The following is a 22,418-nucleotide window of genomic DNA, read 5'->3' as shown; positions in this document are numbered from 1 at the left end:
TAGTCAGGATAGTATAAAACTATTCCATTTAATAATATTCAAAAATACAAAATTTCATGAAGCATATAATTTCAGCGTGCTTTTTTTTATTCAGTTGGGGAGTTTTTTCTCAAAACGTCACGGTAACTGTAGATCAAACGGTAACATTAAAGGAATTCTTTAAACAAATTGAAAATCAATCTGATTTTAAATTTGCCTTTACAGATCAAATTAATACCAGCCAAAGATATTTTACGCAAAAAAGCGTGTATACTAATATCGATATCAAACAGCTTATTAATGAATTAAATAAAAACACATCGATTCAATTTTCGATTGTAGGCAGTAATATTTTTGTAAAACAAAAAGCTGTAAAAACGGCTAAAAAAAAAAATAAACTGACAGGACAGGTTCTTGATGAAAACAAGGAACCCGTAATAGGAGCGAATGTTTTCATCATAGAACTTTCTACCGGTGTTACAACAGATATTAATGGAAACTTTAGCATAGATGTGGACAGAGGTATTTACAATCTGGTCGTAAGTTATGTGGGTTTAAAAAACAAAGAAAGACAGATTGCAGTTGATGGCGATGAAAGAATAAAATTCAACATGGAATCTGACAGTCAGCAGCTAGAGCAGGTAATTGTAACCAATAGTAAAGCTGTTGATGTGAGAAATACTCAAATGAGTGTGAGCAAACTTTCGATGGCAGAAATCAAGCGAATTCCTGTTGCAATGGGTGAGCCTGATCCTTTAAAATCACTATTAACATTGCCGGGAGTAACAAACGCAGGAGAAGCTTCTTCTGGTTTTAACGTTCGTGGAGGTGCAGCAGATCAAAATTTAATTCTGCTGGATGGAGCGCCTGTTTATGGTGACTCCCACATGTTTGGATTTTTCTCTATTTTTAATGCTGATGTTGTAAACGGATTAGATTTATATAAAGGTGGAATTCCGTCTAAATTTGGCGGACGCGTATCTTCTGTTTTGGATGTAACACAGCAAACCGGAGATTTTGAAAATTACAAAGTTAACGGAGGAATTGGTTTAATCTCAAGCCGTCTTTTAGTGCAAGGGCCAATAAAAAAGGATGTTGGTTCGTTTCTTATTGCAGGTCGTGCCTCTTATGCACATTTATTTTTAAAACTGGCTGATAATAATAATTCGGCTATGTTTTATGATATTAATGCTAAGTTCAATTATAGATTGGGCGCTAATAATTCACTTGCTTTTTCTGGATATCTTGGAAATGATGTTTTTGACATAAATGACCGTTTTTCTAGTACTTACGGAAACACAATGGGAATTTTAAGCTGGAAACATAAATTTTCAAATAACCTGAATACTAATTTAGCTGTTTTTTACAGTGATTATAAATTTAACCTTGGTTTACAGCAGGAAAGTTTTGACTGGAACAATAATATTCGAACATACGGATTGAAGTATGGCTGGAACCATATTGTAACAGATAAGTTTAAATTAAACTACGGAATCGACGGTCAGTATTATAATTTCAACCCCGGAACAGTACAGCCTACAAGTTTAGATTCGGATTTTAATTACAAACAGCTGGATAAGAAATATTCGTTAGAAACATCAGCTTATATTGATTTTGAGAATCAAATCACGCCAAAATTAAACCTTCGTTACGGACTTCGTTATAGTTTGTTTTATCGTTTAGGTAATGAAACGATTAACACGTATCAAGATGGAAAAGCAGTAGTATTTAATCCGTTATATCATATTTATGAAGAAGGTACTCCAACCGGAAGTATATCTTATGGAAAAGGAGATAAAATAAGCAGTTTTGATAATCTTGAACCTCGTGTGGCATTATCGTATGCTTTTAGTGATGATGCTTCTGTAAAAGCAAGTTACAACAGAATGGCGCAGTACATTCATATTTTATCTAATACACAATCGCCATTGCCTACAAGTGTCTGGACGCCAAGCGGACCGTTTACAAAACCGCAGTTGCTGGATCAATATGCGGCCGGATATTTCAGGAATTTTAAAGACGGCGATTATTCTTTTGAAGGAGAATTATTTTATAAAAAGATACAAAACCGTATTGATTACATTGATGGTGCCGATATATTGGCCAATAACAATATCGAACAGGTTATCTTAAATGGTAAAGCCAGATCGTATGGTATGGAATTATCTTTTAGAAAAAATACCGGAAATTTTACAGGATGGGTTTCATACACTTTATCAAGAGCAGAACAAAAAACACCGGGAAGAACTCCTGATGAACCGGGAATTGCAAATGGTGACTGGTATTTATCAGGATATGATAAACTGCATAATTTGAACATTGTAGGAAGTTATGAGTATAACCCTAAATGGTCATTTAATGCTAATTTCACCTTACAATCGGGCCAGCCGGTAACGTATGCAAATAGTTATTATGAATTTGGCGGAATCAACATTCCAAACTTTTCACTTCGAAATGAAAACAGACTGCCGCTTTTTCACCATTTAGATTTAGCAGCAACATACACGCCAAAACCGGATAAAAAGAAAGGATGGCAGAGCTATTGGGTATTCAGCCTTTATAATGTTTACAACAGAAAAAATGCAGCTTCTATGACGTTTGCAACAAATGAAGACACGGGAGCGAATGAAACCAGAAGACTTTCAATTTTTGGAGTAGTACCTGGAATTTCTTATAATTTTAAATTTTAATGAGTATGCAAAGGATTAATAAATATAATTTTAAAAGTAAAGTACTAGTTTTATTCAGCTTATTTTGTGTGCTGTTTTTATCATCTTGTGAAGATGTAGTCAATCTTGATTTAGAAACTGGACAGACAAGAATAGTAGTCGATGCTGAAATTCTATGGTTTAAAGGAACAACTGGTAACGAACAAACTATAAAAATCAGTAAAACAGCCCCGTATTATAATAACACAACGCCAAAAGTTTCGGGAGCGCAGGTAAGAGTTGAAAACAGTACCGGAACTGTTTTTACTTTTAATGAAACAGAACCGGGTATTTATGTCTGTACTAATTTTGTTCCTGTTCTAAATGCAGATTATACGCTTTATGTGCAAGCAGAAGGCCAGAGTCTTACCGCTACAGAAAAGCTGACTTCTGTAACACCTATTGAAAGAGTAGAGCAGGCAATTGTTCCTGATTTTGGAGGAGAGGATGTTATAGAACTGACTTTTTATTATAAAGATCCTGCTGATCAGGTGAACTATTACCTTTCAGATTATAAAAGTGAATTCCTGATTTATCCGGAATATGATCTTACAGATGATGATTTCTTTAACGGAAATGAAGTAAGTAATAGGTTCAATCATGAAGATATGAAAGCAGGAAATACAGTTGATATTACACATCGCGGTATTTCAAAAAACTTTTATAACTATATGAACTTACTTTTAGAAATATATGGCGGAAGTCCGTTTTCAATTCCTCCCGGAAATATCCGCGGAAACATTGTAAACACTACCGATGCTAATAATTATGCCTTTGGTTATTTCAGGCTTTGCGAAGCCGATAAAGTTTCCTATTTGGTAAAATAAAGATTTTAATTAGGTTGATTTGTACGCGAACATCTGGCATTAAAGTAATTTAGTGTCAGATGTTTTTTTATGGTACTATTTCAATCAATAAGCAGTATTTGAAATACTATTAAAGCTCTTCGTTTGTGAATTCAATTTTACTTAAATTAATAATATCAGGTCGTTCTGAATCCGTTTCGTGTGAAATTTCAATCTCATTTTCAGATATAAATTTTATTTCCTTATCACATCCTACATGACAAGATTCTACAGTAATTGGAAAATATAATTTTTTGTTTTTATCATAACCTATAATGTTGTTTCGAAAATAAGAAACAATCTTAAAATCGTCATTTTCAATTACTCGATCTTTATCGTATTCTCCATTAAATTCAAATAAATTTTCGCTATAATAAGTACTTTTTACAATAGTTGGGTAAGAACTTTCTTTTCCTTCAGGATAATTGTCTTCATCCCATTTTTGTTCAAAATTCTTATAATAATTGATGTCTTTTTCTTCCTCAGTTGGTTTATAAATCCATTTACTTTTAGCACCAAATTGATATAATTCGTTGTAGATTGCAGTATTAGCTTCCAGAGTTTTATCTTTTGTAAATTCACCATCAACAAATTCACCGGATCTCAAACTATATTCACCATCATATTTTAAAGTATAAAACTTTAGATTATTTATATTTAGCATAATAAAACTTAGGTATATTCCAGGATCACCGTTGCCTAAAGGAGATTCTTTTATCGAAAATAGAAAATAATCTACACCTTGATTTTTTTTTCTTAAAGTATGTTTTGGGTCGATTACGATATGATTATAGTCACTTATTACCAAAGTGTCACTTTTAAGCAACTCAAGATTTTTTTTATACTTTGAAGCTATTATTATATTTTTTGCACCGCCAAGATAAAAATCATCCTCGTCGCCAGCATCGCTGCCAGATATTTTAATTACTTCAGTATTATCCTCATTGTTAAAAGAAAATAAAGTTACCGTTCTTACTGTTTCGTCGTTATCTTCTTTAATCTTTGGTAATGTGTTTTCCTCGTGTACTTTTTGATTCGAAATTTTTTCTTCTTTCTTGCAAGAATGCAGCATAATAGAAGATAAAAGAATTATGGCTAGTTTGGTTTTAATGGTGCTCAATTTAGTTATCAGGTTTTAGGTTATTGGCAAGATAAAAATTATTTCAGAATTAAAAAATATCCTATGAAATGTCTTTTCATTGATAAATAAAATTTGTTAGATTTACTGAAAAACAAAACGTGATAAAAAAAATACTCTGCCTGTTTCTTGTTTCAATTGCTGTGATTTCGTGTAAAAAGGAAAAAGAAACTCTCAATAAAACAGCGGTAAAAACTCATCAAATTAGTGAAGATGAAACTACAGAAACGGTATATAAAGATTATACAACAGCTCCTGTCGATTTTTTGGATGAAAAATATAAAATTGATGGTTTAGACTTTCCAGGTATTTCACCACCTTATCCTGCCTATCATTTTTATGATGAAAATTTAGGACAGTTTAATGTCAACTATGTCGGAAAGTCAAGGTTAATCCGTTATTATTGGGATACTGATAATTCAGATGGTTTTTTTGCTCACTTTAGACCTGAAAATCCGGCTGAAGAAGACCCAAAACTAATGAAAAAACAGGCAAATGATATTATAAAAAGGAGCTTAAACGATTATTACTTTGTTGTTGAATTTTCGCCTAAAGAAGCATTAACCCGCAGTAAAGACGGATTTCTTCAATCAAAAAAAGATGCCTATACTTATTTTTATGTTTATGAAAATAATAAATGGATTTTTTTGAAAAGGCTTTTTACCAGTGATATTCAAAAAGAAGGAATAGAGCTTTTCACAGAATTACTATTACCTCATAAATTAAAAGACATTAAACCAATTGCAGAAGAATTTCAAGGTAAATTTACTGCTGAAGCCGACGGAGAATATACTTCGGAAGGAACTGGTCATACTACTTATTATTTTACGATTACAAAAAATAAAATTGATTTAAAGTATGAATCTTTTATGGGGGATTTTGTTTGTGAAGGCGAATATAAAGGAATACAGAATGGTACTATTTTAGAATTGTATTATGATAGAGAAGACGATCGCTGTTTAAAATTAGATCCTACTTATTTAATAAAAAGAGAAGATGATGATTTTTTTATAAAAGGAATTGGCGGCGAGGGAACTATTAATGAATGGATAAAAATGGATAAAGAATGATAAAAGTTAGAATAATGATTTGCTTTCTGATTCTTTCATTATGTGCCTGTAAAGAGGCAAAGAAAGAAATAAAAGAAACAAAAGAAATAACTCCAAAAGGAGTTGAAGATAAAGTTCAATCTGCCAGTAATGATCAATTAAGTGATTTCGTTGGAGAGTATGAATTTAAAGATCCGGATAATCCAGAGGAAAACCTTCTTTTAGTTTTGAAAACAGCAGATATCAAAAGCATAGCTGATTTTGAAGGATATGCTTGGGAAGAGAAAAATGAAAAAGGAGAAGTTGCAGAGAAAACACTAGTCGGATTATTTTACGGTAATACAGATTTATTTGATCAAGCGAGGGAAGGCTATGAACCTGGTTTTTTTGTTGCAAATGTACAAATTGAACCTGCTGGAGAGAATTCATTGCAAGTAAATATTCGGGCAGCAGCTTCGGATATTTTAGAAAATCCTGTTCCGCCGACAATTAAATCAACCAAAGAAGCTTTGGAAAAAGGTAATAAAAAATGGGAGATAACAGAAATTGATATTTTCAGAGAGTTAATTTTTGAAATTAAAAATCCTAAGAAATTAATACTCAAGTCAGATTTAGGTTTGGAGGATAAAACATTTAAAAAGGTAAAATAATTACTTAGAGAATTAAAAAATGAAAGAACAGCTTACCGAAATTATAAGGCAGGTTTATCATAAAAAGAACAGAAATCTATTTACATTTTTAACTGGGGCAGGAATTTCCGCAGAAAGCGGTATACCAACTTACAGAGGAGTAGACGGAATATGGATAAAAGGAACAAAATTTCATAAACCGGAAGAATTTGGTACGTTTAAATATTTCAAGGAAAATCCCGAAGAAGTCTGGCAGTATTCCCTGTTTAGAAAAAAGATGTTTGAAAATGCCCAGACAAATCAAAGTCACCATGAAATAACAGCAATTGAAAACCTTTTGCAAGACAGATTTCATTTAATAACTCAAAATATAGACAATTTACACCGACGTGCCGGTACGGAAAGAATCTATGAAATACACGGAAAAACCAGAGAAATCAAATGTTCTAACGGATGTAAAGAGATAGAAAATTTACCTGCTGAAATTGAAGGTAAAGATATAGATGAAGACCTGACAGAAAAAGATATCGAATTATTGAAATGCAAAGAATGCGGCAGCTGGATGCGACCAAACATTTTATGGTTTGATGAATATTATGATGAAAAAACAAATAAAAAATTCAGCTCTTTAAAAATCGCTAAAAACTCAGGAATTCTATTTATTGTTGGCACTTCTGGAGCAACAAATCTGCCAATGGCAATTGCAGAAACCACATTGAAATATGGCGGAACAATCGTTGATATTAATACCGAAGACAATTTATTTACAGAACTTATTAAAGACAAGAAAAATAAAATTATCATTCGTGAAACTTCAACAGAAACATTAAAAACAATACGAGAAATATTGCAAAATATATCAGAGGAATAACGATTTTTAATATCAAAATCTATGTGCCAAAGCGGAAAAGAAATCAAACTTTGTACCTGCGTTCCCAATGGAATGGATACTATTATTCACCACAAGAATTCCCGAAAAAACAGACAAAAAAGACGTGTCGATTTTACCTGGACGTTAGAAAAATGTTTGGGCTGGAGTAAAACTACAATGGATGGAATGGGGTATATGCCAGAGAAAGCTTTAACGGAAGATTTGACAAATGAAAGAATGCTTGTTGATCTTAACAGTAAAAATTGTTTCGATTTCGATTATGAGCCTAATGAAAAAGATAATCTTCAAATTTTCACTCCTGAAAGCTCTATTAGAAGACATTTATCTTTTATTTTTCGAAATGGAGAATGGGTAGCAGGTTCTCATATGCCTTTTATGTACGAGATGGAGAAAATAAATTTTGGAAAAGTAACTTTAGAAGATAAAACTGAAAATAAAAATGATTAAAAAAACACTATTTCTGCTAATAACTGTACTTACATTAATAAGCTGCAAACATCAAAATGAGGAGAATAAATCTTTAAATATAAAAAAAGAGAATAGCAGCAATTTAGAAGATCTTTTAAAAAAGAATAAAGATACTGACAGTATTATTCAGGTTGAGGAGACTGAAAAACTTACAGAACTTCTTTTTAAATGCAAAGAAAACGACAACGGTATGTCGAGATATGATGATCCTTTAAATAAAACCTGTGTATGCAATGAAACTACATTTGACGGCGCTTATGAAATATTTTATAAGGAGTCACCAGATTACGAACAAAAGAATTTATTGAAAAAATTACCACAGAAAAATAAGGAATGGAAAGCTCCTGATGCGGAGGTTACCTACACATGGGTTGAGCAGGATACATTAAAAATAAACTTGTTTTATCAAGGCGGCGAAGACACTTATGTTTTTTATAAAAACAGCGATAATAAAATAGAATACAAACAATATGTATCGCTGCCGTAGCTTTAGGTTTAATCACAGCGATAACCATGCAAATCTAATCCTTCAACATAAATTGTTTTAAATTTATCATTTTTTTGCTGGATAAGAATTCTTCTTTCGGGAAATTTAGTTTTCGATTTAGCGGAAGTTTTTCCCCATAAAAAATCATCATTATAAACAAAATAGGCAGGACCAATATTAGCAAACACTTTTACTTTGGTGCTGTCTACATCGCTATATCTATAAACGATGCTGTCGTCCATTTTTTGAATTTTTCTTTGAATGGGAAAATAGCCTTTTCCGTAATTTAGATTTAATGGTTTTTTAGAACATAAAAGTGGTTTTCCGTTTTTAGCAGTATCAAAATTTTTGATGGTCAAGCCAATAAAAGATTCTCTGCAATCATCAATTCTGCAGATGACTTCATCAACTTTCATTTCTGCAAAACCTTTAGTTCCGTAAACATAATATTTTGGTTCGATGATTTTTTTAATCTCCTTTTCTAAGTTTTTACTTTTAACGAGCTTGACAATCCCTAAAGTATCATAATATTCAAATTTCTTATTTTTTACAGCTTTAGGATTATAAAAACCAGCCTCTAATGAATCGGTTTCATTTATTTGGCTGTAAATTTTCTCGTATTTGGATATGGTGTCAGATTCAAACATGGTCATAACAATAGCTACTGTATTATCTGCCAGATCATAAACGGGATAGATACTATCTTCTTTAATTTCTGATTCTAATTTTGAGTTATCTTCTGCTATTTCTTTTAATGGAATATTCTTGTGTTCTTTCTTTTTTTCCTGACATGAGAGAAACAGGTAAAATGAAATGATAAAGAGAATAAAAGTTGTTTTTTGCATTGGATATTTTTAAATAGATTTCGAAATGTTTTTATAAAGATGACTAACAACAGCCTATTATATCAACTACTTTTTTCAGCTTTTTAGAATAACCAATATAAGTCATATCTTCTTCTGCAAGTGAGATGGAGAACAAAGGCCTTTTATCATTTTGACATTCTATAAAGGCATCATAGTTCATAAAGTCGTCCTTTGACTGACCGAGAACACCATCCTTTTCTATTTCATTTTTATCAGATATATCAGTAAAAGAATTTGGATCAACCATTTCTTTAGCTTCGGTTAAGATGTACTTTTCCATTTCTTCATCATTTTTAATATGTATCAAATGATAACCATTTGCCATATATCTTGTTTTAAAAGACTTTTCATAGATCAATTCACCAACGCTGTTAAAAATTTGAAATACTGATGTTGTTTCATTAATATTTCCCTTTGGAACGGTAATAATAAATTTATCCTCAGTTGACAAATCTGAGAATTTTGCAGACAAAGAGTCTTTAAATTCTTCTTTGATTACTGTATTAACAGGATCGAAATATACTTCTGCCGGCGGGTGTGCAACGGTTGAAGTATCTTTTTGGGATAAAGTATCGCTTACAATTGCAGTTTTTTTGATTGGCTTTTTTTCAACTTTATTGCAGGCATAAAATAGTAAAATGGATAAGAAAACAACTAGAGTATTTTTATACATATTTTGATTATTTGAATTGAATTTTAATATTTAAAATAACTTATTTAACAGCTTTACCATTCCATTTTTCACTCAAATATTTTCGAAGCGGAATATCATAAAATACCATTACCAAATACGCAAATGCAATCAACAAAATTGTTCCCAAAATAGTAATAATAGTCAGCTGTAAAGTATCTGGTTTATGCGAAGTATAATAATTACCAAACATCCACAATGCGGCATAATGCGTCATGTACAACGGATAAGAAATCTTTCCGGAAAATATGCAGATCTTTTTAAGGTTTGGAGTCAATTCTGCGCCGGCTCCCAAAGCAATTAACAAAGGAAAATAAAATAAAACTACCAAAGGTTCAGACAGCCAGTTCCACTCTGAAGATGGCATTACAAAAGCCATAAGCAATAATATAGTCAGACTAATAAATCCAAGTTTGTTTTTAATAACCCAGTTGCAGCGATAAATAAGCAAACCCGCTAAAAAAGAATAAGAAATTCGAGCGCAGCCATCCCAAAATGTCGGACCGCTCCAGCCTCCCAGTAAATTTTCTGAATTATAAGCCACATAACAAATCGCCGCAGCAGCCAGAATCGTTAGAATTTGAAGGTAAAATCGATTAATACGACACAGTACAAAAGCATATACAATATTGGCAATATATTCCCAAAAAAGTGACCAGGCCGGAGCATTAAAACTGAACAAATTAAAACCACGATCAGCAATTACAGGCAGCGGAATAAGAAATAAAGAACAAATAAAAGTTAGAACGATTTTACCCGTACTATACAATTCTGGATGACCGCCAAAAGGATCAAACAAAAACGCCAATAAACCTAACACAGAACCTATAATAACAAGCGGATGAAGCCTAATAATTCTGGATATAAAAAACTTACCAAGTCCCATTTTTGCTATACGATCATCATAAGCATAACCGATTACAAATCCGGAAAGGCAGAAGAAAAAATCGACTGCTAAAAATCCATGTCCAATAAAATTTTGAGTTGGATCTGTAAAAACCCATTCCATAAAATGAAAAACCACAACCGCAATCGCAGCAATGCCTCTTAGTCCGTCGAGAATTTCAAAATGTTGTTTCGTTTGTAGGTTTGATGCAGTAATTGTATTCGTATTCATTTTAATGTATATCCGGTCATATTAAACTAAAGGCGTCGATAAGCACATGCGTACTTTCATGGCAAGATATATAAAATTATCTTGCCAAGTAACCAGAAAAAGACAAAAAATTATGGTATTGTTAGAATAATTATTCAAAATTTTTCCTCAAACCAATTATAGTTTGATTTGGAACATCAAGATTTACAAAACCTCTGCGGGGTCTGTCTAAATCAAGTGTAAATAAAATTACTAACGATACCAAAAGACAAAAACCAATTTGAACTAACCAGTCAATTTTGCCTTTAAGACCTTCAGAATAGCCACTGTAGAATGCAATTATCATAGACAGAAAAAACAGCATAACTAAAATGCTTTCGGGAACTTTTGCTTTTTCTCCGGATAGGCGGGAAGTAGTAACATCAATCAGGTCATTAAGTGCAGGAATCATTTGCTGTGTCGCAGCAAGATTAGCCGGATCTTTTGAAAGAGTGGTCGCACGTTTCCATAATTTCGCAGAAATAACCTGTGATAAACTATCAGCCTTTAAGATTCCTTTTGTGTCGGGACCTACTTTGTAGTATGAAATTCTTGTTTCGACATAATCCTTAAAATCTTTGCGGAACAATGCTCGGGTCGAATCCGGATATAAATCACTTCTTAATATAGCGGTACCAATGATATTGGATTCATCAACAACAATTTTTCTTCGGGAATCGTAACGATCACCACTCATGCTAAATGTAAATGCCAGTAAGAAAAAAAGTAAAGCAATAAGAGAAGATGTTTCTGTTGTTTTTTCATCTTCAGGGTTTTTCTTCCGAATATGATTTCCGGCTACTTTTCCAATAAAACTTGAAATAAGCATTAATACAAAAAGCAATAGCGCAATTACCCACGCGTCAGTTTGATAGAGAATACCTGTATCCATACGATTAGCTGTTTTTTAGAAATAATGAAACGACTGAATTAACAGAAAAAGACTCTCAAATATAAATAAAAAAAATGTAGGAATTAACTATGAAGCAGCAAGTTGTAATTTGCAGTTAGTTTGTCAGGCTTCTTTTTTCTTCAAACATCGGCCCCTGGGCTCATCACCTTCATGAAGGACAATATCAGAATGTAAAAATTGTGCAGCATCTGCAGAATCTTTTACTTTGGCTGCGCTGCGTTCTAACATTTCGGCTTCAAACTCTGTTAATACGCTTTTCCTGATTCCGGATTTTCTCCATTGCGATAAAGGTTTACATCCTTTTGCAATTGCCCTTGCGAGCGACAATGCATCCAGAAGCGCTTGATTGGCACCTTGTCCTTTAAACGGACTCATTGGGTGCGCAGCGTCTCCAATCAATGTTGACGAGCCTCCTTTATCTAATAATTCAGATTCAAGTAATTGACGATCATAAACAGGATAACCCGAAATCTGAGCGGCTAAAGTTGCCTCTAAAATCTGCGGAATTGGATCGTGCCATTGTGTTCTGCGGCAGGCTTCTTTTTTTAAAGCTAAAGGCCCAAGAGCACTTAAAGATTTTGCTTCGTCTTCAGACATTGGAAAACTCAACTGCCACATCACAGAATCTGAAGTATAAGGCATGATATAAATTCGTTCATTGCCATTTGCGGTTTGAAATACAGTTGCAGAATCCAGCAAAGAACTATCAACACCTTCAAGTGCACTTAACGGACAAATGCCCAATATTACAATACAATCCAAATAACGTAAAGGCGTAATATCATCGCCGATTAAAAGCTTTCGCACCGAACTTCGAATACCATCGGCACCCACAATAAGATCAGCTTTGGTGCTTTTTATTTCACCATTTACCAGAAAGTTTATGTCTAGACTTTCATCCTCACATTCTTTAAAATCAACTAATTGATGTCCCCATTTTATAACATCATGTCCGCCAAGTTGTTCGAGAAGTTCTAAGCGAAGTGATTGTCTTGCGATATGAACATTAGAACGTTTTGCAGCTACTTTAGCATCAGTCTGCAGCCATTTTCTAATTCCCCATTCGCCAACCACTTTTCCTTCGGGAGTATGAACCAAATGTCGTGTAGAAACTACGCCGTCTTTTAAAGAAAAAATGCCTAAACCTTCGATCGCTTTACTGGCTTGCTGCAAAGTAAGTCCGTAACCCTGAGATCGGGCAGAGAAGTTGTCATCGCGCTCATAAATAGTAAAAGGAATTCCGCGGTGCAAACAGGCAACAGCAAGCGCAGTTCCGCCAATTCCGGCACCAATAATAGCAACGTGAGGGTAATTTTCTGTATCTGGTTCGGGAAAAAAGTTAGATTCAATTAATCCAGATCCGTTGCAGTTCAAACATTTATATAAGTTAGCCTTAGGACGAACAGGAGGAGTTCCATTGCCTTGTGTTTTTTCAAATTCTTCGAATGCCATTTGGTAATTAAGCCGTACTTTTTTGCTAAGCCTTCGACTTTTTTTACCACGACCTTGGCATTCCGGGCAAGTAGTCCACATATTCGTTTGTTTAAAACTAAATTTTTGTACCAAATTTAGAATGGGCAAATTTAGAGCGAAATTAGTATATACACAAATTCAATTTTTTACTGAAGGCTAATCGTTGTTCTATTTTTTAAATATCAATAATTTTCAATATCAAATTAGCGAAATAAAATAAATAAGATTTTTTCTATTGCTGTAATGTGTTGTATTCTTTGGTTTTACAAGAAAGGTATGTTCATTGCTTATCAATTGAAACTGATAACAGAATTTTAACATAGTTCTGCTTAACATTCCTTAATTTGTTAGGGAAATAAGTTAAAATCAAAAACGAATTTAATTAGAATTTTAATTACCAATTAAACATTTGTATATGGAAAATTTAAAAGCATCCTTAACGGCTATTGACGGCCTTTTTACAGAAGAAAATCTAATCCCCCAAGAATATCAGATTTCAGAAATTCATCAAAGAGAATATCTCTTAAACGGTAAATTAGTTCCATGGAACGGAGACGTTACAGAAGTTTTTTCTCCCGTTTTTGTGAATGGAGCAGACGGACTTAAACGCAAACTTGTTGGAACAATTCCGCATACTTCTGCAAAAGAAGCATTAGAATCGCTGGACGCAGCGGTAGCAGCTTATGACGACGGACAAGGAGTCTGGCCAACCATGAGCGTGGAAGACAGGATTAAATGCATGCAGAAATTTGTGTATTTAATGATTCAGCAGCGTGAATTGGTTATCAAACTTTTGATGTGGGAAATTGGAAAAAGCCTTCCGGATTCAACCAAAGAATTTGACAGAACCGTAGAATATATCAATGCCACCATTGATGCCTTAAAAGATTTAGACAGACAATCTTCAAGATTTGAAGAAGCAGAAGGCGTTTTGGCACAAGTGAGACGATCTTCTTTGGGTGTTGTTTTGAGTATGGGACCATTTAATTATCCTTTAAATGAAATTTTTACCACGCTTATTCCGGCCTTAATAATGGGAAATACCATTTTATTTAAACTGCCTAAACATGGCGTTTTAGCACATTATCCTTTATTGAATGCCTTTAAAGAAGCATTTCCCCCGGGAACTGTAAATACACTTTACGGACGAGGAGCAGAAATTATTTCTCCTTTAATGGAAAGTGGAAAAGTAAATGTACTGGCTTTTATTGGGTCAAGTAATGTCGCAAATGGATTAAAGAAACTGCATCCAAAAGCCAACAGACTGCGCTCTATTTTAAGTCTTGATGCTAAAAATGCTGCGATTGTAACGAAACATGCCGACATAAATGTGGCTGTAAATGAATGTTTACTGGGCGCATTATCTTTTAACGGACAACGTTGTACAGCATTAAAATTAATTTTTGTGCAAAAAGATGTTGCCGATGAATTTGTTCAAAAATTGAGTGAAGCTGTCGCAGCCTTAAAACCGGGACTTCCTTGGGATAAAGATGTGAAAATTACGCCGCTTCCGGAAGTTGATAAACCAGTATATCTTAAAAATTGTTTAGATGATGCGTTGGCAAACGGAGCAAAAATTATAAATGAGAACGGAGGATATACCAATAATTCATTTGTTTTCCCGTCTGTAGTTTATCCGGTAAACGATAAAATGAAATTGTATCACGAAGAGCAATTTGGTCCAATTATTCCGGTTGTTCCTTTTGATTCTATCGATGAACCAATTGATTATCAAATCAATGCCTCGCACGGAATGCAGGTAAGTATTTTTAGTGAAGATCCGAGAGAAGTAGCAAGTTTAATTGACCCGTTTGTGAATTTGGTAAGCCGTGTCAATATCAACTGCCAGTCACAGCGCGGGCCAGACGTTTTCCCGTTTACAGGAAGAAAAGACAGCGCAGAAGGAACTTTATCCATATCTGATGCATTGCGTTCGTTTTCAATTCGTTCGCTGGTTGCGACTAAAGCGACAGATGCTAATAAGAAATTGTTTAACTCAATTGTAAGGGATCACGATTCTAATTTCTTGAGTACGGATTATATATTTTAATAGAAAGTGAGCAATTGTATTATCTTTGTTAAGCTGGAAAAACTAGCTTTTTAAAGTTTTTATACCCAAGATATGTTTGAAGTTTTTGCCAAATATTTACTGAATCAGATACAATTGAGTGATAAAGAATTAGAAATGATTCGGGAAGTTACCGTTGTACGTAAATTGAGAAAAAATCAATATCTGCTGCAGGAAGGCGATATTTGGCGTTTTAATGCTTTTATTACAAGAGGCTGTCTGCGAACGTATAGTGTAAATGATAAATCGAACGAACACATTATTAATTTTGCCATTGAAAATTGGTGGATAGGAGACCGAGAAAGTCTTTTGAACGGAACGCCTTCACGTTTTAATATCGATGCCATTGAAGACAGCGAAGTATTATTAATAAGCAAGGATAATTTTGCAATGCTTACTAAAAGTATTCCTCAATTTCAGGATTTGGTAAACCTGATTATTGAAAGAAGTTTTGTAGCAAGTCAAAACCGAATTAACAGCAGTATCAGCCATTCTGCCGAAGAAAAGTATAAAAACTTTATGGAGAAACAAGCTCATATTGCCTTAAGAGTTCCGCAGCATATGGTGGCTTCTTATTTGGGAATTACGCCTGAAACTTTAAGCAGGATTCGAAAGCAGACTTTGAAGAAATGAGTTTATAATTGTTAATGGTTAATTATTAATTGTTAATACTGAATATTGAAAAGGGTAGAAAACTGGTGTTTTCTGCCCTTTTTTATTTTAAATAAAAATCTTGATTAAAGTCAATTTGTTTGATATTATATATCAATGTTTTCCAAAGTTAGAAACAAGAACTTTGTAACATTTATAATAATTAAACTATTGTATTATGTCAAATTTTAAAAGCGATGAAGCGCTCTTGTTAACTACTAAACTTTACATAGAAGCGTGGCTTTTATCTAACAGAAGATTACACAATTTAATTATCAAACTTTCTGAAGAAGAAATCTACAAAGAAATTTCTCCCGAAAGAAACCGTGGGATTTATCTTTTGGGGCATCTTATTTCTACAACCGATACCATGATTGAGTTATTGGGTTTTGATAAAAAAAGATATCCTGAACTGGATCCTATTTTTGTTTCTGCTCCGGATAAATCGGGCAAAATTTTTCCTGATTTTGAAGTTTTAAAACAAAACTGGGAAAAGATAAATGCTGTTATGTTAGAACATATCGAAAATATGTCACCGGAACAATGGCTTGAAAAACATGCTTCTGTAAGCGAAGATGATTTTAAGAAAGATCCAACTAGAAATAAACTTAATGTTTTAATCAGCCGAACAAATCATCAAAATTATCATTTGGGACAATTGGTTTTGTTATTATAATATTTATATCAATTTCATTTTAGGTATAAAATTTTTATTAAACACATAGAAACATAGGTTTAAAATGATGTATTGAAGATGTTTGAAAAAATCTAGATTTTAACACATAGAACTATGTGAATTAATGCAAGTGAAACGCCTTTTTAACCCACAGAAAAACTATGTTCCTATGTGTTAAAATAATTATTTTTTGGCAGTTTGATTTCTAATTCGACTTAATGTTTCTGCAGAAATTCCAAGATAAGAAGCAATCATATGCTGCGGAAATCTGGAATGTACATCCTGAAATTTATGGAGGAAATTGGTATATTTTTGTTCTGATGTCAAACTGATATTCGACAAAACCCGATTTTGAGATTCGATAAAACTAATCTCAAACAGCTTTTTCATGAATTTTGCAAAATCAGGAATTTCAGTTAAAAGCTTTTCAAAATTTACTTTCGAAATTAATATCACTTCAGAATCTTCGAGAGCATCAATATTTAGATTTGAAGGTATTTCAGAAGAATAACTTTCCATATCGCCCGTCCAGGAATTCTCCAAAGAAAAATCAATAATATGTTCAACACCGCGATCGTCTACACTATACGTGCGTAAAAGCCCTTTTAAAACAAAAGCATAATAACGCCAAATTTCACCTTCCTGCAGCAGAAATTTTCTTCTTTTAATATTTTTATGAATAAGAGTTTCCTGTATTAATTCAAATTCGGATTCAGAAATTTGAAGTTTCGTTTTTAAATAATGGAGAAAATCCTGAGACATAATAATGAGTTTGGGTAAAATTATCGATTTTGATTTATATAATAAAAAAATCCCGCCATAAAGCGGGATTTTGAAGTTAAAAGAACTTGGGGATTTATTTTTTCAATCCGTCGATAAAAATGTAAAGCGATTTAATTTTGTTGTTTTCTATCGCGAAAACATCCTGACCAGTAATCGTATCGGGTTTGCTTTCTGGACCAAACTGCCAAAAAAGGCGTGCAATATTATTATGAGTTTCAATTGGTTTTGCCAAAGAGAATTTAAATCCCGGATGTTTTTTCTGAAGATCATCAATAAACGGATTCAAGTTCGCAGTTCCGTTTAAAATAAAAAACGGATCTACAATATTCACATCTTTGGTATAAATCAGTTTGAAGTTTTTGGTTCTTTTCTCGACATTTTTTTCGCCCCAGGTTGCCAAATGCAATTGAAGTAATTTTTCTACTTCATTTGTCGCCATCACTTTTGTTGCGCTGGTAATTGCAAAAGATTCTCCGGCCAATTTTGGCGACCATAATTTAGTCTGCGGATTTTCTTTTTCATACGCTTTTCCGTTAGGATACGAAACCAGTTCAAACTGCGCTCCCCAAGGTGCTAAAAAATAAACCCATGATTCGCCTGCAGTTGGTCCCGCAGTACTTACATTAGGATCACTCAAAACGGTTATCCCTTTTGATTTAAGATATTTTACGCTGTTAGTAATATCATCGGTATAAAAAGCTGTATGGTTCCAGCCAAGATCATCTCCGTAAGGCACTTCTTTATTTCCTTTTGGCGATTTGTATTCAAATAATTCAATATTTGCTCCGTCACCGGCTCTTAACGATACGATTTTTTCAACCTGAGCGCCAGAGTGAATTTTATATTTTTCTCTCCAGGCATCATCAAGTTCAAAAGGGCCAATTTCTGTTACAGGCGTAAATCCCAAAATATCTTTAAAAAATGGCAAAGCCGTTTTCATGTCAGGAACTGTAATTCCAATGTGTTCAATACCTTTAACTACAGGAGTTTGAGCAGATGTATTTTGCGAAAATATTGTTGTTAGCGTTAACATATAGATTGTTTTATAAATTTTTTTCATTTGTTTTATCATTTTATTTCTGTTAGAAACTCTGAAATTGGTTTTCTAACTTTTTTTGCTTTTAAATTATAATCGTTGGTTTCGTCTCTGTAGCCTAAAGCTAAAAGCATGGAACTTCTCAATCCTTTTTCCGGTAATCCTAATAACTCATCAAGTTGTTTTGGATTAAATCCTTCCATTGGCGTTGCATCAATTTTTTCGAGTGCGGCTGCAGCTACAGAAAGTCCAAGTGCAATATGTGCCTGTTTTGCGGCGTGATGGAAATTTTCTTCTTTAGTGAAATTTCCAAAGTAACTGATGGCGAAATTCTTTTGTCGTTCCGTTACAGTTTCTTCCTGATTTCTTTGTTCGTTAAGATGTTTAAAAACACCATTAATTCTTTCCGGCGTATAATTATCCCAGGCTGCAAATACCAATAAATGTGAAGATTCAACGGCTTGCGGCTGATTCATGGCGATAGGCAGAATTTGCTGTTTAAGCTCTTGATTGCTGATCGCGATAATTTCATAAGGCTGTAAACCAATTCCCGAAGGCGCAAGATGAGCGGCTTTAATAATACGTTCCACAATTTCGTCAGGAACTTTCTGGTCTGTCATTTTCTTGGTCGCATAACGCCAGTTTAGTGCTTCTATAATAGATTTCATAGTAGTATATTTTGAAGAGTGAATAAGGCTTTACGAGTTTTTGTAAAGCCTTATTTTAAGTTGAATTAGTTGCTGTAAGCAGAAAGCCATTTCGCTTTAATCTCAGCTCTTGCAGTAATAAATTCCTGATCTGTTCCCTGAGCGATAGCGTCAAGTGGCAAACGTAAAGGGCGTGTACCTTTTTCCATGTTTACAAGAGACAAAATACCGTCGGCAATGGTTTGAGGATTCATATCGTATTGTGCCATTTTCCAAATAAAGCGCCGCCAAGAGCGTTGAATTTAGCAGCAGCTTCTTCACCGTATTCGGCAATAATATCAGCTTTATCAGCTTGAAGACCTGATTTTTGACCGTTATTCATTTCTGTTGGATAAACGCCCGGCTGAATACTTACGTTTTCAATTCCGAATTCGCTTAATTCATCCTGAATTCCTTCAGTAATACTTTCTACACCAAATTTAGAAGCTAAATAAGGTCCCATAAAAGGTAAAGTGTGACCGCTTGCGCCAGAAGTAAGGTTGATAATTAAACCGTTTTTAGCTTTACGCATGCTTGGTAAAACGGCTTGATACGTACGAATAACTCCGTAGAAGTTAACTTCGAACATGTTTCTAATCTGGTCTAAAGTCCAAGATTCCCAAACACCATATCCGGCAACTCCGGCATTGTTTATAAGTACGTCGATTGTACCATGTTTGGCTAAAGTTTGTTCGAATGCTTTTGTTACAGACTCATCGTTTGTAACATCAATATCAACGACTTCAACATTTGGCAATGCTGCCAATTCTTTTGCAACGGCTTCGTTTTTACCGTTTGTTCCGCGCATACCTGCAATAACGGTATGACCAGCATTTGAAAGTGTGATTGCAGTTAATTTTCCAAATCCTGTACTTGTTCCTGTAATAAAGATTGTTTTTGACATTTCGTATCTATTTTAATTAGTGAAATATTTATAGTACAAAGTTGCGCCAGGAACACTAGTGAAGCCATTGATGTTTATTACAAAAAATCTTGACATTTATCAAGAGAATGGAAGAACGGGATGTATTGTTTTATTTTTTATAAGCTAATTTCCTTATTCTGCTTAGAGTTTCAGGTGTAACGCCTAAATAAGAGGCTAACATATGCCTCGGAACACGATTGGCGAGCTGTGGATAAAACTCAAGAAAATGAAGGTATTTTTCTTCGGCAGTATAACTAATATCGGCCTGAATTCTTTTTTGAGTGGTATTCATACTCTTTTGAAGTATGCTGCTTATAATAGAACTGAAGGTTGGGATTTTTTCGCAGATTTTATCGAAATCGTCTTTATGTATTAAAAGAACTGTTGTGTTTTCGATGGCTTCGATATTTAGTTTGGAAGGTGTTTCGTTTAATAAACTTTCGCGATCGCCTGCCCACCAATTTTCGATTGAAAACTGAATGGTATGCTCGACGTTATCAGCGTCTACAGAATAACGTCTGACACATCCGTCGCAAATAAAAGCGTGAAAATTCCAAACATCGCCTTCTTTTAAAACCAGCTGATGTTTACGGAATTTTTTAACGTTGCTGACAGATTCTATAAACGCCCATTCGTCATCAGACAGAACAGCTTTACTTTCGATATATTTTTTAAATACACTAAACATATCACAAAGATATACTATTTATAAACGGCTTAAATGAAATAAAAAAGCCGGAATTAGAGATTAATTCCGGCCTTTTATTAGATGTTATCAGGTTTAGTTTCCGATAATAGTATTGGTCTGGAAAATGTTTATTTTATTTCCGTCAACATCTGTAATCATGGTACATAACATTTTATCACCAGCGAGATATTGTTCTTTCCAAACAAAATTAACGCCTTTTTCTTCGAGTTGTTTTGTAGCTACAGCCAGATCTTCAACCTGTAAAACAATTGATTTATTGCCAAGCGGAATTAAGTGGAGCGGGGCATCGGCAAATAAAGCTTCGATTCTTTCAGGATTCGGAATATTCAAAAGTTCGATGCGCATTCCGCCAGCTTCCAGAATAGCAGCTTCTGCAGATCCGGACGGAATGGCAAATGTAGTACGGCTGACTAATTTAAAATCAAAAATGTCTGAATACCATTTAATGGACTGATCGATATTTGAAACCGTAAATGCAATGTTATAAAGAGAGAAGGAGGCAAGTCCTGTTTTATTTGCAGTTGTATTTTCCATGTTTAGAGGATTTTAAAAATTTGTGTTTTCAGTAATGTATTTTATGATACAAATTTCAAACAAATCTTATTTTAAAACATTGACATTTGATAGGAAATGTATTGATGTAGATCAAGAACGTTTGATCTTTTAAACAAAGTAAACTGAGCTTTTGACTAAAGTGGCTAATTGTAATTCGGCCTAATTTTGCCTTTATAAATCAACCACTTAATAAAAAGAATTATGCAAAGAGTAGTATTAGTTACAGGTGCATCTGCAGGTATTGGTAAAGAAACGGCAAAACATTTAGCAGCAAATAATTATATCGTTTATGGTGCAGCAAGGCGAGTAGATAAAATGAAAGATCTGGCTCAGCTTGGTATAAAATGTATAGAAATGGACGTTACAAATGACGCATCGATGCTAAACGGCATCAATACCATTACTACGAATGAAGGAAGAATTGATGTTTTGATCAATAACGCCGGTTTTGGATCTTATGGTGCAATTGAAGATGTTTCAATGGAAACCGCAAAATACCAGCTTGAAGTAAATGTATTTGGTGCTGCAAGATTAATTCAATTATGTCTTCCGTATATGAGAGAAAATAAGTGGGGAAAAATTGTGAATATATCGTCGATTGGCGGCAAGATTGCGAGTCCTTTTGGCGGCTGGTATCATGCGAGTAAATTTGCAATAGAAGGTTTAAGCGACAGTTTACGAAATGAAGTTAAACCATTCGGTATTGATGTTGTTGTAATTGAACCGGGCGGGATAAAATCTGAATGGTCAGGAATTGCATTTGACAGTATGGTTAAAACCTCTGGTCACGGTGCTTACGGAACAACAGTCAATAAATTGATGAAGACTTTTGCTAATATTGAAAAGAAGAATCCAGGGCCTATTATTATTGCAGAATTGATTTTGAAAGCATTAAAAGCAAATAAACCAAAAACACGTTATCATGGCGGTTATTTAGCAGGACCTGCACTTTTTATGCGAAAAATATTGTCAGATAAAATGTTTGATAAAGTAACCATGAGCGCTATTAAATAAGCAATACAGAATCAATATTAATTTATAAATAAAAAAGCTGTC

General features: G+C 33.7%; 24 protein-coding genes. 11 read left to right on the top strand and 13 right to left on the bottom strand.

The features are described from left to right. The first annotated feature begins 56 nt into the window (after window positions 1-56). Both J2Y38_RS11555 and J2Y38_RS11550 read left to right on the top strand, forming a co-directional pair. Window positions 57-2,669: a carboxypeptidase-like regulatory domain-containing protein gene (locus J2Y38_RS11555; protein ID WP_309842544.1), complete on the top strand. Its 2,613-nt coding sequence runs from the start codon at window positions 57-59 to the stop codon at window positions 2,667-2,669. A gap of 5 nt (window positions 2,670-2,674) precedes the next feature. Then, window positions 2,675-3,514 carry a DUF4249 domain-containing protein gene (locus J2Y38_RS11550; RefSeq protein ID WP_309842542.1) on the top strand — a complete coding sequence of 280 codons (840 nt, stop codon included), beginning with the start codon at window positions 2,675-2,677 and terminating at the stop codon, window positions 3,512-3,514. Window positions 3,515-3,623: 109 nt separating this feature from the next. Here J2Y38_RS11550 and J2Y38_RS11545 read toward each other — a convergent pair whose 3' ends face one another. Beyond that, window positions 3,624-4,652, bottom strand: a complete 1,029-nt coding sequence (locus tag J2Y38_RS11545; protein WP_309842540.1) for a hypothetical protein — start codon at window positions 4,650-4,652, stop codon at window positions 3,624-3,626. 119 nt (window positions 4,653-4,771) lie between these two features. On the opposite strand from J2Y38_RS11545, the gene J2Y38_RS11540 reads away from it, so the two are divergent. Genes J2Y38_RS11540 through J2Y38_RS11520 form a run of 5 tightly spaced genes read left to right on the top strand, consistent with a single transcriptional unit; the run spans window position 4,772 to window position 8,195 of the window. Beyond that, the gene (locus tag J2Y38_RS11540; protein ID WP_309842537.1) at window positions 4,772-5,740 is read left to right on the top strand and encodes a hypothetical protein; all 969 of its coding nucleotides are present in this window, start codon (window positions 4,772-4,774) and stop codon (window positions 5,738-5,740) included. Next, window positions 5,737-6,369 carry a hypothetical protein gene (locus J2Y38_RS11535; protein ID WP_309842535.1) on the top strand — a complete coding sequence of 211 codons (633 nt, stop codon included), beginning with the start codon at window positions 5,737-5,739 and terminating at the stop codon, window positions 6,367-6,369. The genes J2Y38_RS11540 and J2Y38_RS11535 overlap by 4 nt, the downstream gene beginning before the upstream one ends. Before the next feature lie 19 nt (window positions 6,370-6,388). Further along, complete coding sequence (locus tag J2Y38_RS11530) at window positions 6,389-7,219, top strand: Sir2 family NAD-dependent protein deacetylase (protein WP_309842533.1); 831 nt, start codon at window positions 6,389-6,391, stop codon at window positions 7,217-7,219. Between the two features lie 21 nt (window positions 7,220-7,240). Next, window positions 7,241-7,687: a hypothetical protein gene (locus J2Y38_RS11525; protein ID WP_309842530.1), complete on the top strand. Its 447-nt coding sequence runs from the start codon at window positions 7,241-7,243 to the stop codon at window positions 7,685-7,687. Continuing rightward, on the top strand, window positions 7,680-8,195 hold the full coding sequence (locus J2Y38_RS11520; protein WP_309842527.1) for a hypothetical protein: 516 nt from the start codon (window positions 7,680-7,682) through the stop codon (window positions 8,193-8,195). The genes J2Y38_RS11525 and J2Y38_RS11520 overlap by 8 nt, the downstream gene beginning before the upstream one ends. An 8-nt stretch (window positions 8,196-8,203) precedes the next feature. On the opposite strand, the gene J2Y38_RS11515 is transcribed toward J2Y38_RS11520, so the two are convergent. The 5 genes from J2Y38_RS11515 to J2Y38_RS11495 form a co-directional block, all read right to left on the bottom strand. Then, the gene (locus J2Y38_RS11515; RefSeq protein ID WP_309842524.1) at window positions 8,204-9,040 is read right to left on the bottom strand and encodes a hypothetical protein; all 837 of its coding nucleotides are present in this window, start codon (window positions 9,038-9,040) and stop codon (window positions 8,204-8,206) included. 43 nt (window positions 9,041-9,083) lie between these two features. Further along, window positions 9,084-9,734: a hypothetical protein gene (locus tag J2Y38_RS11510; RefSeq protein ID WP_309842522.1), complete on the bottom strand. Its 651-nt coding sequence runs from the start codon at window positions 9,732-9,734 to the stop codon at window positions 9,084-9,086. Between the two features lie 40 nt (window positions 9,735-9,774). Further along, the gene (locus J2Y38_RS11505; RefSeq protein WP_309842520.1) at window positions 9,775-10,869 is read right to left on the bottom strand and encodes an acyltransferase; all 1,095 of its coding nucleotides are present in this window, start codon (window positions 10,867-10,869) and stop codon (window positions 9,775-9,777) included. Window positions 10,870-10,999: 130 nt separating this feature from the next. Further along, entirely contained in the window at window positions 11,000-11,779 is a 780-nt protein-coding gene (locus J2Y38_RS11500) for a hypothetical protein (RefSeq protein WP_309842517.1), read from the bottom strand. Between the two features lie 123 nt (window positions 11,780-11,902). After that, window positions 11,903-13,333, bottom strand: a complete 1,431-nt coding sequence (locus tag J2Y38_RS11495; protein ID WP_309842516.1) for an NAD(P)/FAD-dependent oxidoreductase — start codon at window positions 13,331-13,333, stop codon at window positions 11,903-11,905. A gap of 355 nt (window positions 13,334-13,688) precedes the next feature. On the opposite strand from J2Y38_RS11495, the gene J2Y38_RS11490 reads away from it, so the two are divergent. The 3 genes from J2Y38_RS11490 (at window position 13,689) to J2Y38_RS11480 (ending at window position 16,668) form a co-directional block, all read left to right on the top strand. Then, entirely contained in the window at window positions 13,689-15,323 is a 1,635-nt protein-coding gene (locus tag J2Y38_RS11490; protein WP_309842514.1) for an NADP-dependent glyceraldehyde-3-phosphate dehydrogenase, read from the top strand. A gap of 72 nt (window positions 15,324-15,395) precedes the next feature. Beyond that, a complete protein-coding gene (locus J2Y38_RS11485; protein ID WP_309842511.1) occupies window positions 15,396-15,974 on the top strand; it encodes a Crp/Fnr family transcriptional regulator in 579 nt (192 codons plus the stop codon). 196 nt (window positions 15,975-16,170) lie between these two features. Continuing rightward, complete coding sequence (locus J2Y38_RS11480; RefSeq protein ID WP_309842510.1) at window positions 16,171-16,668, top strand: DinB family protein; 498 nt, start codon at window positions 16,171-16,173, stop codon at window positions 16,666-16,668. Between the two features lie 183 nt (window positions 16,669-16,851). On the opposite strand, the gene J2Y38_RS11475 is transcribed toward J2Y38_RS11480, so the two are convergent. The 7 genes from J2Y38_RS11475 to J2Y38_RS11445 form a co-directional block, all read right to left on the bottom strand. Continuing rightward, complete coding sequence (locus J2Y38_RS11475) at window positions 16,852-17,430, bottom strand: Crp/Fnr family transcriptional regulator (RefSeq protein ID WP_309842508.1); 579 nt, start codon at window positions 17,428-17,430, stop codon at window positions 16,852-16,854. Window positions 17,431-17,524: 94 nt separating this feature from the next. After that, a complete protein-coding gene (locus J2Y38_RS11470; protein WP_309842505.1) occupies window positions 17,525-18,511 on the bottom strand; it encodes a VOC family protein in 987 nt (328 codons plus the stop codon). 8 nt (window positions 18,512-18,519) lie between these two features. After that, complete coding sequence (locus tag J2Y38_RS11465) at window positions 18,520-19,155, bottom strand: nitroreductase family protein (RefSeq protein ID WP_309842502.1); 636 nt, start codon at window positions 19,153-19,155, stop codon at window positions 18,520-18,522. Between the two features lie 65 nt (window positions 19,156-19,220). Continuing rightward, complete coding sequence (locus J2Y38_RS11460; protein WP_309842500.1) at window positions 19,221-19,403, bottom strand: hypothetical protein; 183 nt, start codon at window positions 19,401-19,403, stop codon at window positions 19,221-19,223. Next, the gene (locus tag J2Y38_RS11455; RefSeq protein WP_309842498.1) at window positions 19,385-20,077 is read right to left on the bottom strand and encodes an SDR family oxidoreductase; all 693 of its coding nucleotides are present in this window, start codon (window positions 20,075-20,077) and stop codon (window positions 19,385-19,387) included. The genes J2Y38_RS11460 and J2Y38_RS11455 overlap by 19 nt, the downstream gene beginning before the upstream one ends. Before the next feature lie 130 nt (window positions 20,078-20,207). Beyond that, a complete protein-coding gene (locus J2Y38_RS11450; protein WP_309842497.1) occupies window positions 20,208-20,786 on the bottom strand; it encodes a Crp/Fnr family transcriptional regulator in 579 nt (192 codons plus the stop codon). A 93-nt stretch (window positions 20,787-20,879) separates the two neighbouring features. Then, a complete protein-coding gene (locus J2Y38_RS11445; RefSeq protein WP_309842495.1) occupies window positions 20,880-21,341 on the bottom strand; it encodes a VOC family protein in 462 nt (153 codons plus the stop codon). A gap of 222 nt (window positions 21,342-21,563) precedes the next feature. Between J2Y38_RS11445 and J2Y38_RS11440 the strand changes: the two genes are divergently transcribed. After that, window positions 21,564-22,376: an oxidoreductase gene (locus J2Y38_RS11440; protein WP_309842493.1), complete on the top strand. Its 813-nt coding sequence runs from the start codon at window positions 21,564-21,566 to the stop codon at window positions 22,374-22,376. Window positions 22,377-22,418 lie beyond the last annotated feature (42 nt).

It is taken from the genome of Flavobacterium sp. 2755 (assembly GCF_031455715.1).
Lineage (GTDB): Bacteria > Bacteroidota > Bacteroidia > Flavobacteriales > Flavobacteriaceae > Flavobacterium.
The sequence above is the reverse complement of the archived record's forward strand: the minus strand, read 5'-3'. Positions and strand labels throughout refer to the sequence as shown.

Excerpts from the sequence above, each read along its gene's own strand:
- J2Y38_RS11555 (WP_309842544.1), top strand. The coding sequence starts at position 57 with ATGAAGCATATAATTTCAGCGTGCTTTTTTTTATTCAGTTGGGGAGTT.
- J2Y38_RS11550 (WP_309842542.1), top strand. The coding sequence starts at position 2,675 with ATGCAAAGGATTAATAAATATAATTTTAAAAGTAAAGTACTAGTTTTA.
- J2Y38_RS11535 (WP_309842535.1), top strand. The coding sequence starts at position 5,737 with ATGATAAAAGTTAGAATAATGATTTGCTTTCTGATTCTTTCATTATGT.
- J2Y38_RS11530 (WP_309842533.1), top strand. The coding sequence starts at position 6,389 with ATGAAAGAACAGCTTACCGAAATTATAAGGCAGGTTTATCATAAAAAG.
- J2Y38_RS11525 (WP_309842530.1), top strand. The coding sequence starts at position 7,241 with ATGTGCCAAAGCGGAAAAGAAATCAAACTTTGTACCTGCGTTCCCAAT.
- J2Y38_RS11520 (WP_309842527.1), top strand. The coding sequence starts at position 7,680 with ATGATTAAAAAAACACTATTTCTGCTAATAACTGTACTTACATTAATA.
- J2Y38_RS11515 (WP_309842524.1), bottom strand. The coding sequence starts at position 9,040 with ATGCAAAAAACAACTTTTATTCTCTTTATCATTTCATTTTACCTGTTT.
- J2Y38_RS11510 (WP_309842522.1), bottom strand. The coding sequence starts at position 9,734 with ATGTATAAAAATACTCTAGTTGTTTTCTTATCCATTTTACTATTTTAT.
- J2Y38_RS11505 (WP_309842520.1), bottom strand. The coding sequence starts at position 10,869 with ATGAATACGAATACAATTACTGCATCAAACCTACAAACGAAACAACAT.
- J2Y38_RS11500 (WP_309842517.1), bottom strand. The coding sequence starts at position 11,779 with ATGGATACAGGTATTCTCTATCAAACTGACGCGTGGGTAATTGCGCTA.
- J2Y38_RS11495 (WP_309842516.1), bottom strand. The coding sequence starts at position 13,333 with ATGTGGACTACTTGCCCGGAATGCCAAGGTCGTGGTAAAAAAAGTCGA.
- J2Y38_RS11490 (WP_309842514.1), top strand. The coding sequence starts at position 13,689 with ATGGAAAATTTAAAAGCATCCTTAACGGCTATTGACGGCCTTTTTACA.
- J2Y38_RS11485 (WP_309842511.1), top strand. The coding sequence starts at position 15,396 with ATGTTTGAAGTTTTTGCCAAATATTTACTGAATCAGATACAATTGAGT.
- J2Y38_RS11480 (WP_309842510.1), top strand. The coding sequence starts at position 16,171 with ATGTCAAATTTTAAAAGCGATGAAGCGCTCTTGTTAACTACTAAACTT.
- J2Y38_RS11475 (WP_309842508.1), bottom strand. The coding sequence starts at position 17,430 with ATGTCTCAGGATTTTCTCCATTATTTAAAAACGAAACTTCAAATTTCT.
- J2Y38_RS11470 (WP_309842505.1), bottom strand. The coding sequence starts at position 18,511 with ATGAAAAAAATTTATAAAACAATCTATATGTTAACGCTAACAACAATA.
- J2Y38_RS11465 (WP_309842502.1), bottom strand. The coding sequence starts at position 19,155 with ATGAAATCTATTATAGAAGCACTAAACTGGCGTTATGCGACCAAGAAA.
- J2Y38_RS11460 (WP_309842500.1), bottom strand. The coding sequence starts at position 19,403 with ATGGCACAATACGATATGAATCCTCAAACCATTGCCGACGGTATTTTG.
- J2Y38_RS11455 (WP_309842498.1), bottom strand. The coding sequence starts at position 20,077 with ATGTCAAAAACAATCTTTATTACAGGAACAAGTACAGGATTTGGAAAA.
- J2Y38_RS11450 (WP_309842497.1), bottom strand. The coding sequence starts at position 20,786 with ATGTTTAGTGTATTTAAAAAATATATCGAAAGTAAAGCTGTTCTGTCT.
- J2Y38_RS11445 (WP_309842495.1), bottom strand. The coding sequence starts at position 21,341 with ATGGAAAATACAACTGCAAATAAAACAGGACTTGCCTCCTTCTCTCTT.
- J2Y38_RS11440 (WP_309842493.1), top strand. The coding sequence starts at position 21,564 with ATGCAAAGAGTAGTATTAGTTACAGGTGCATCTGCAGGTATTGGTAAA.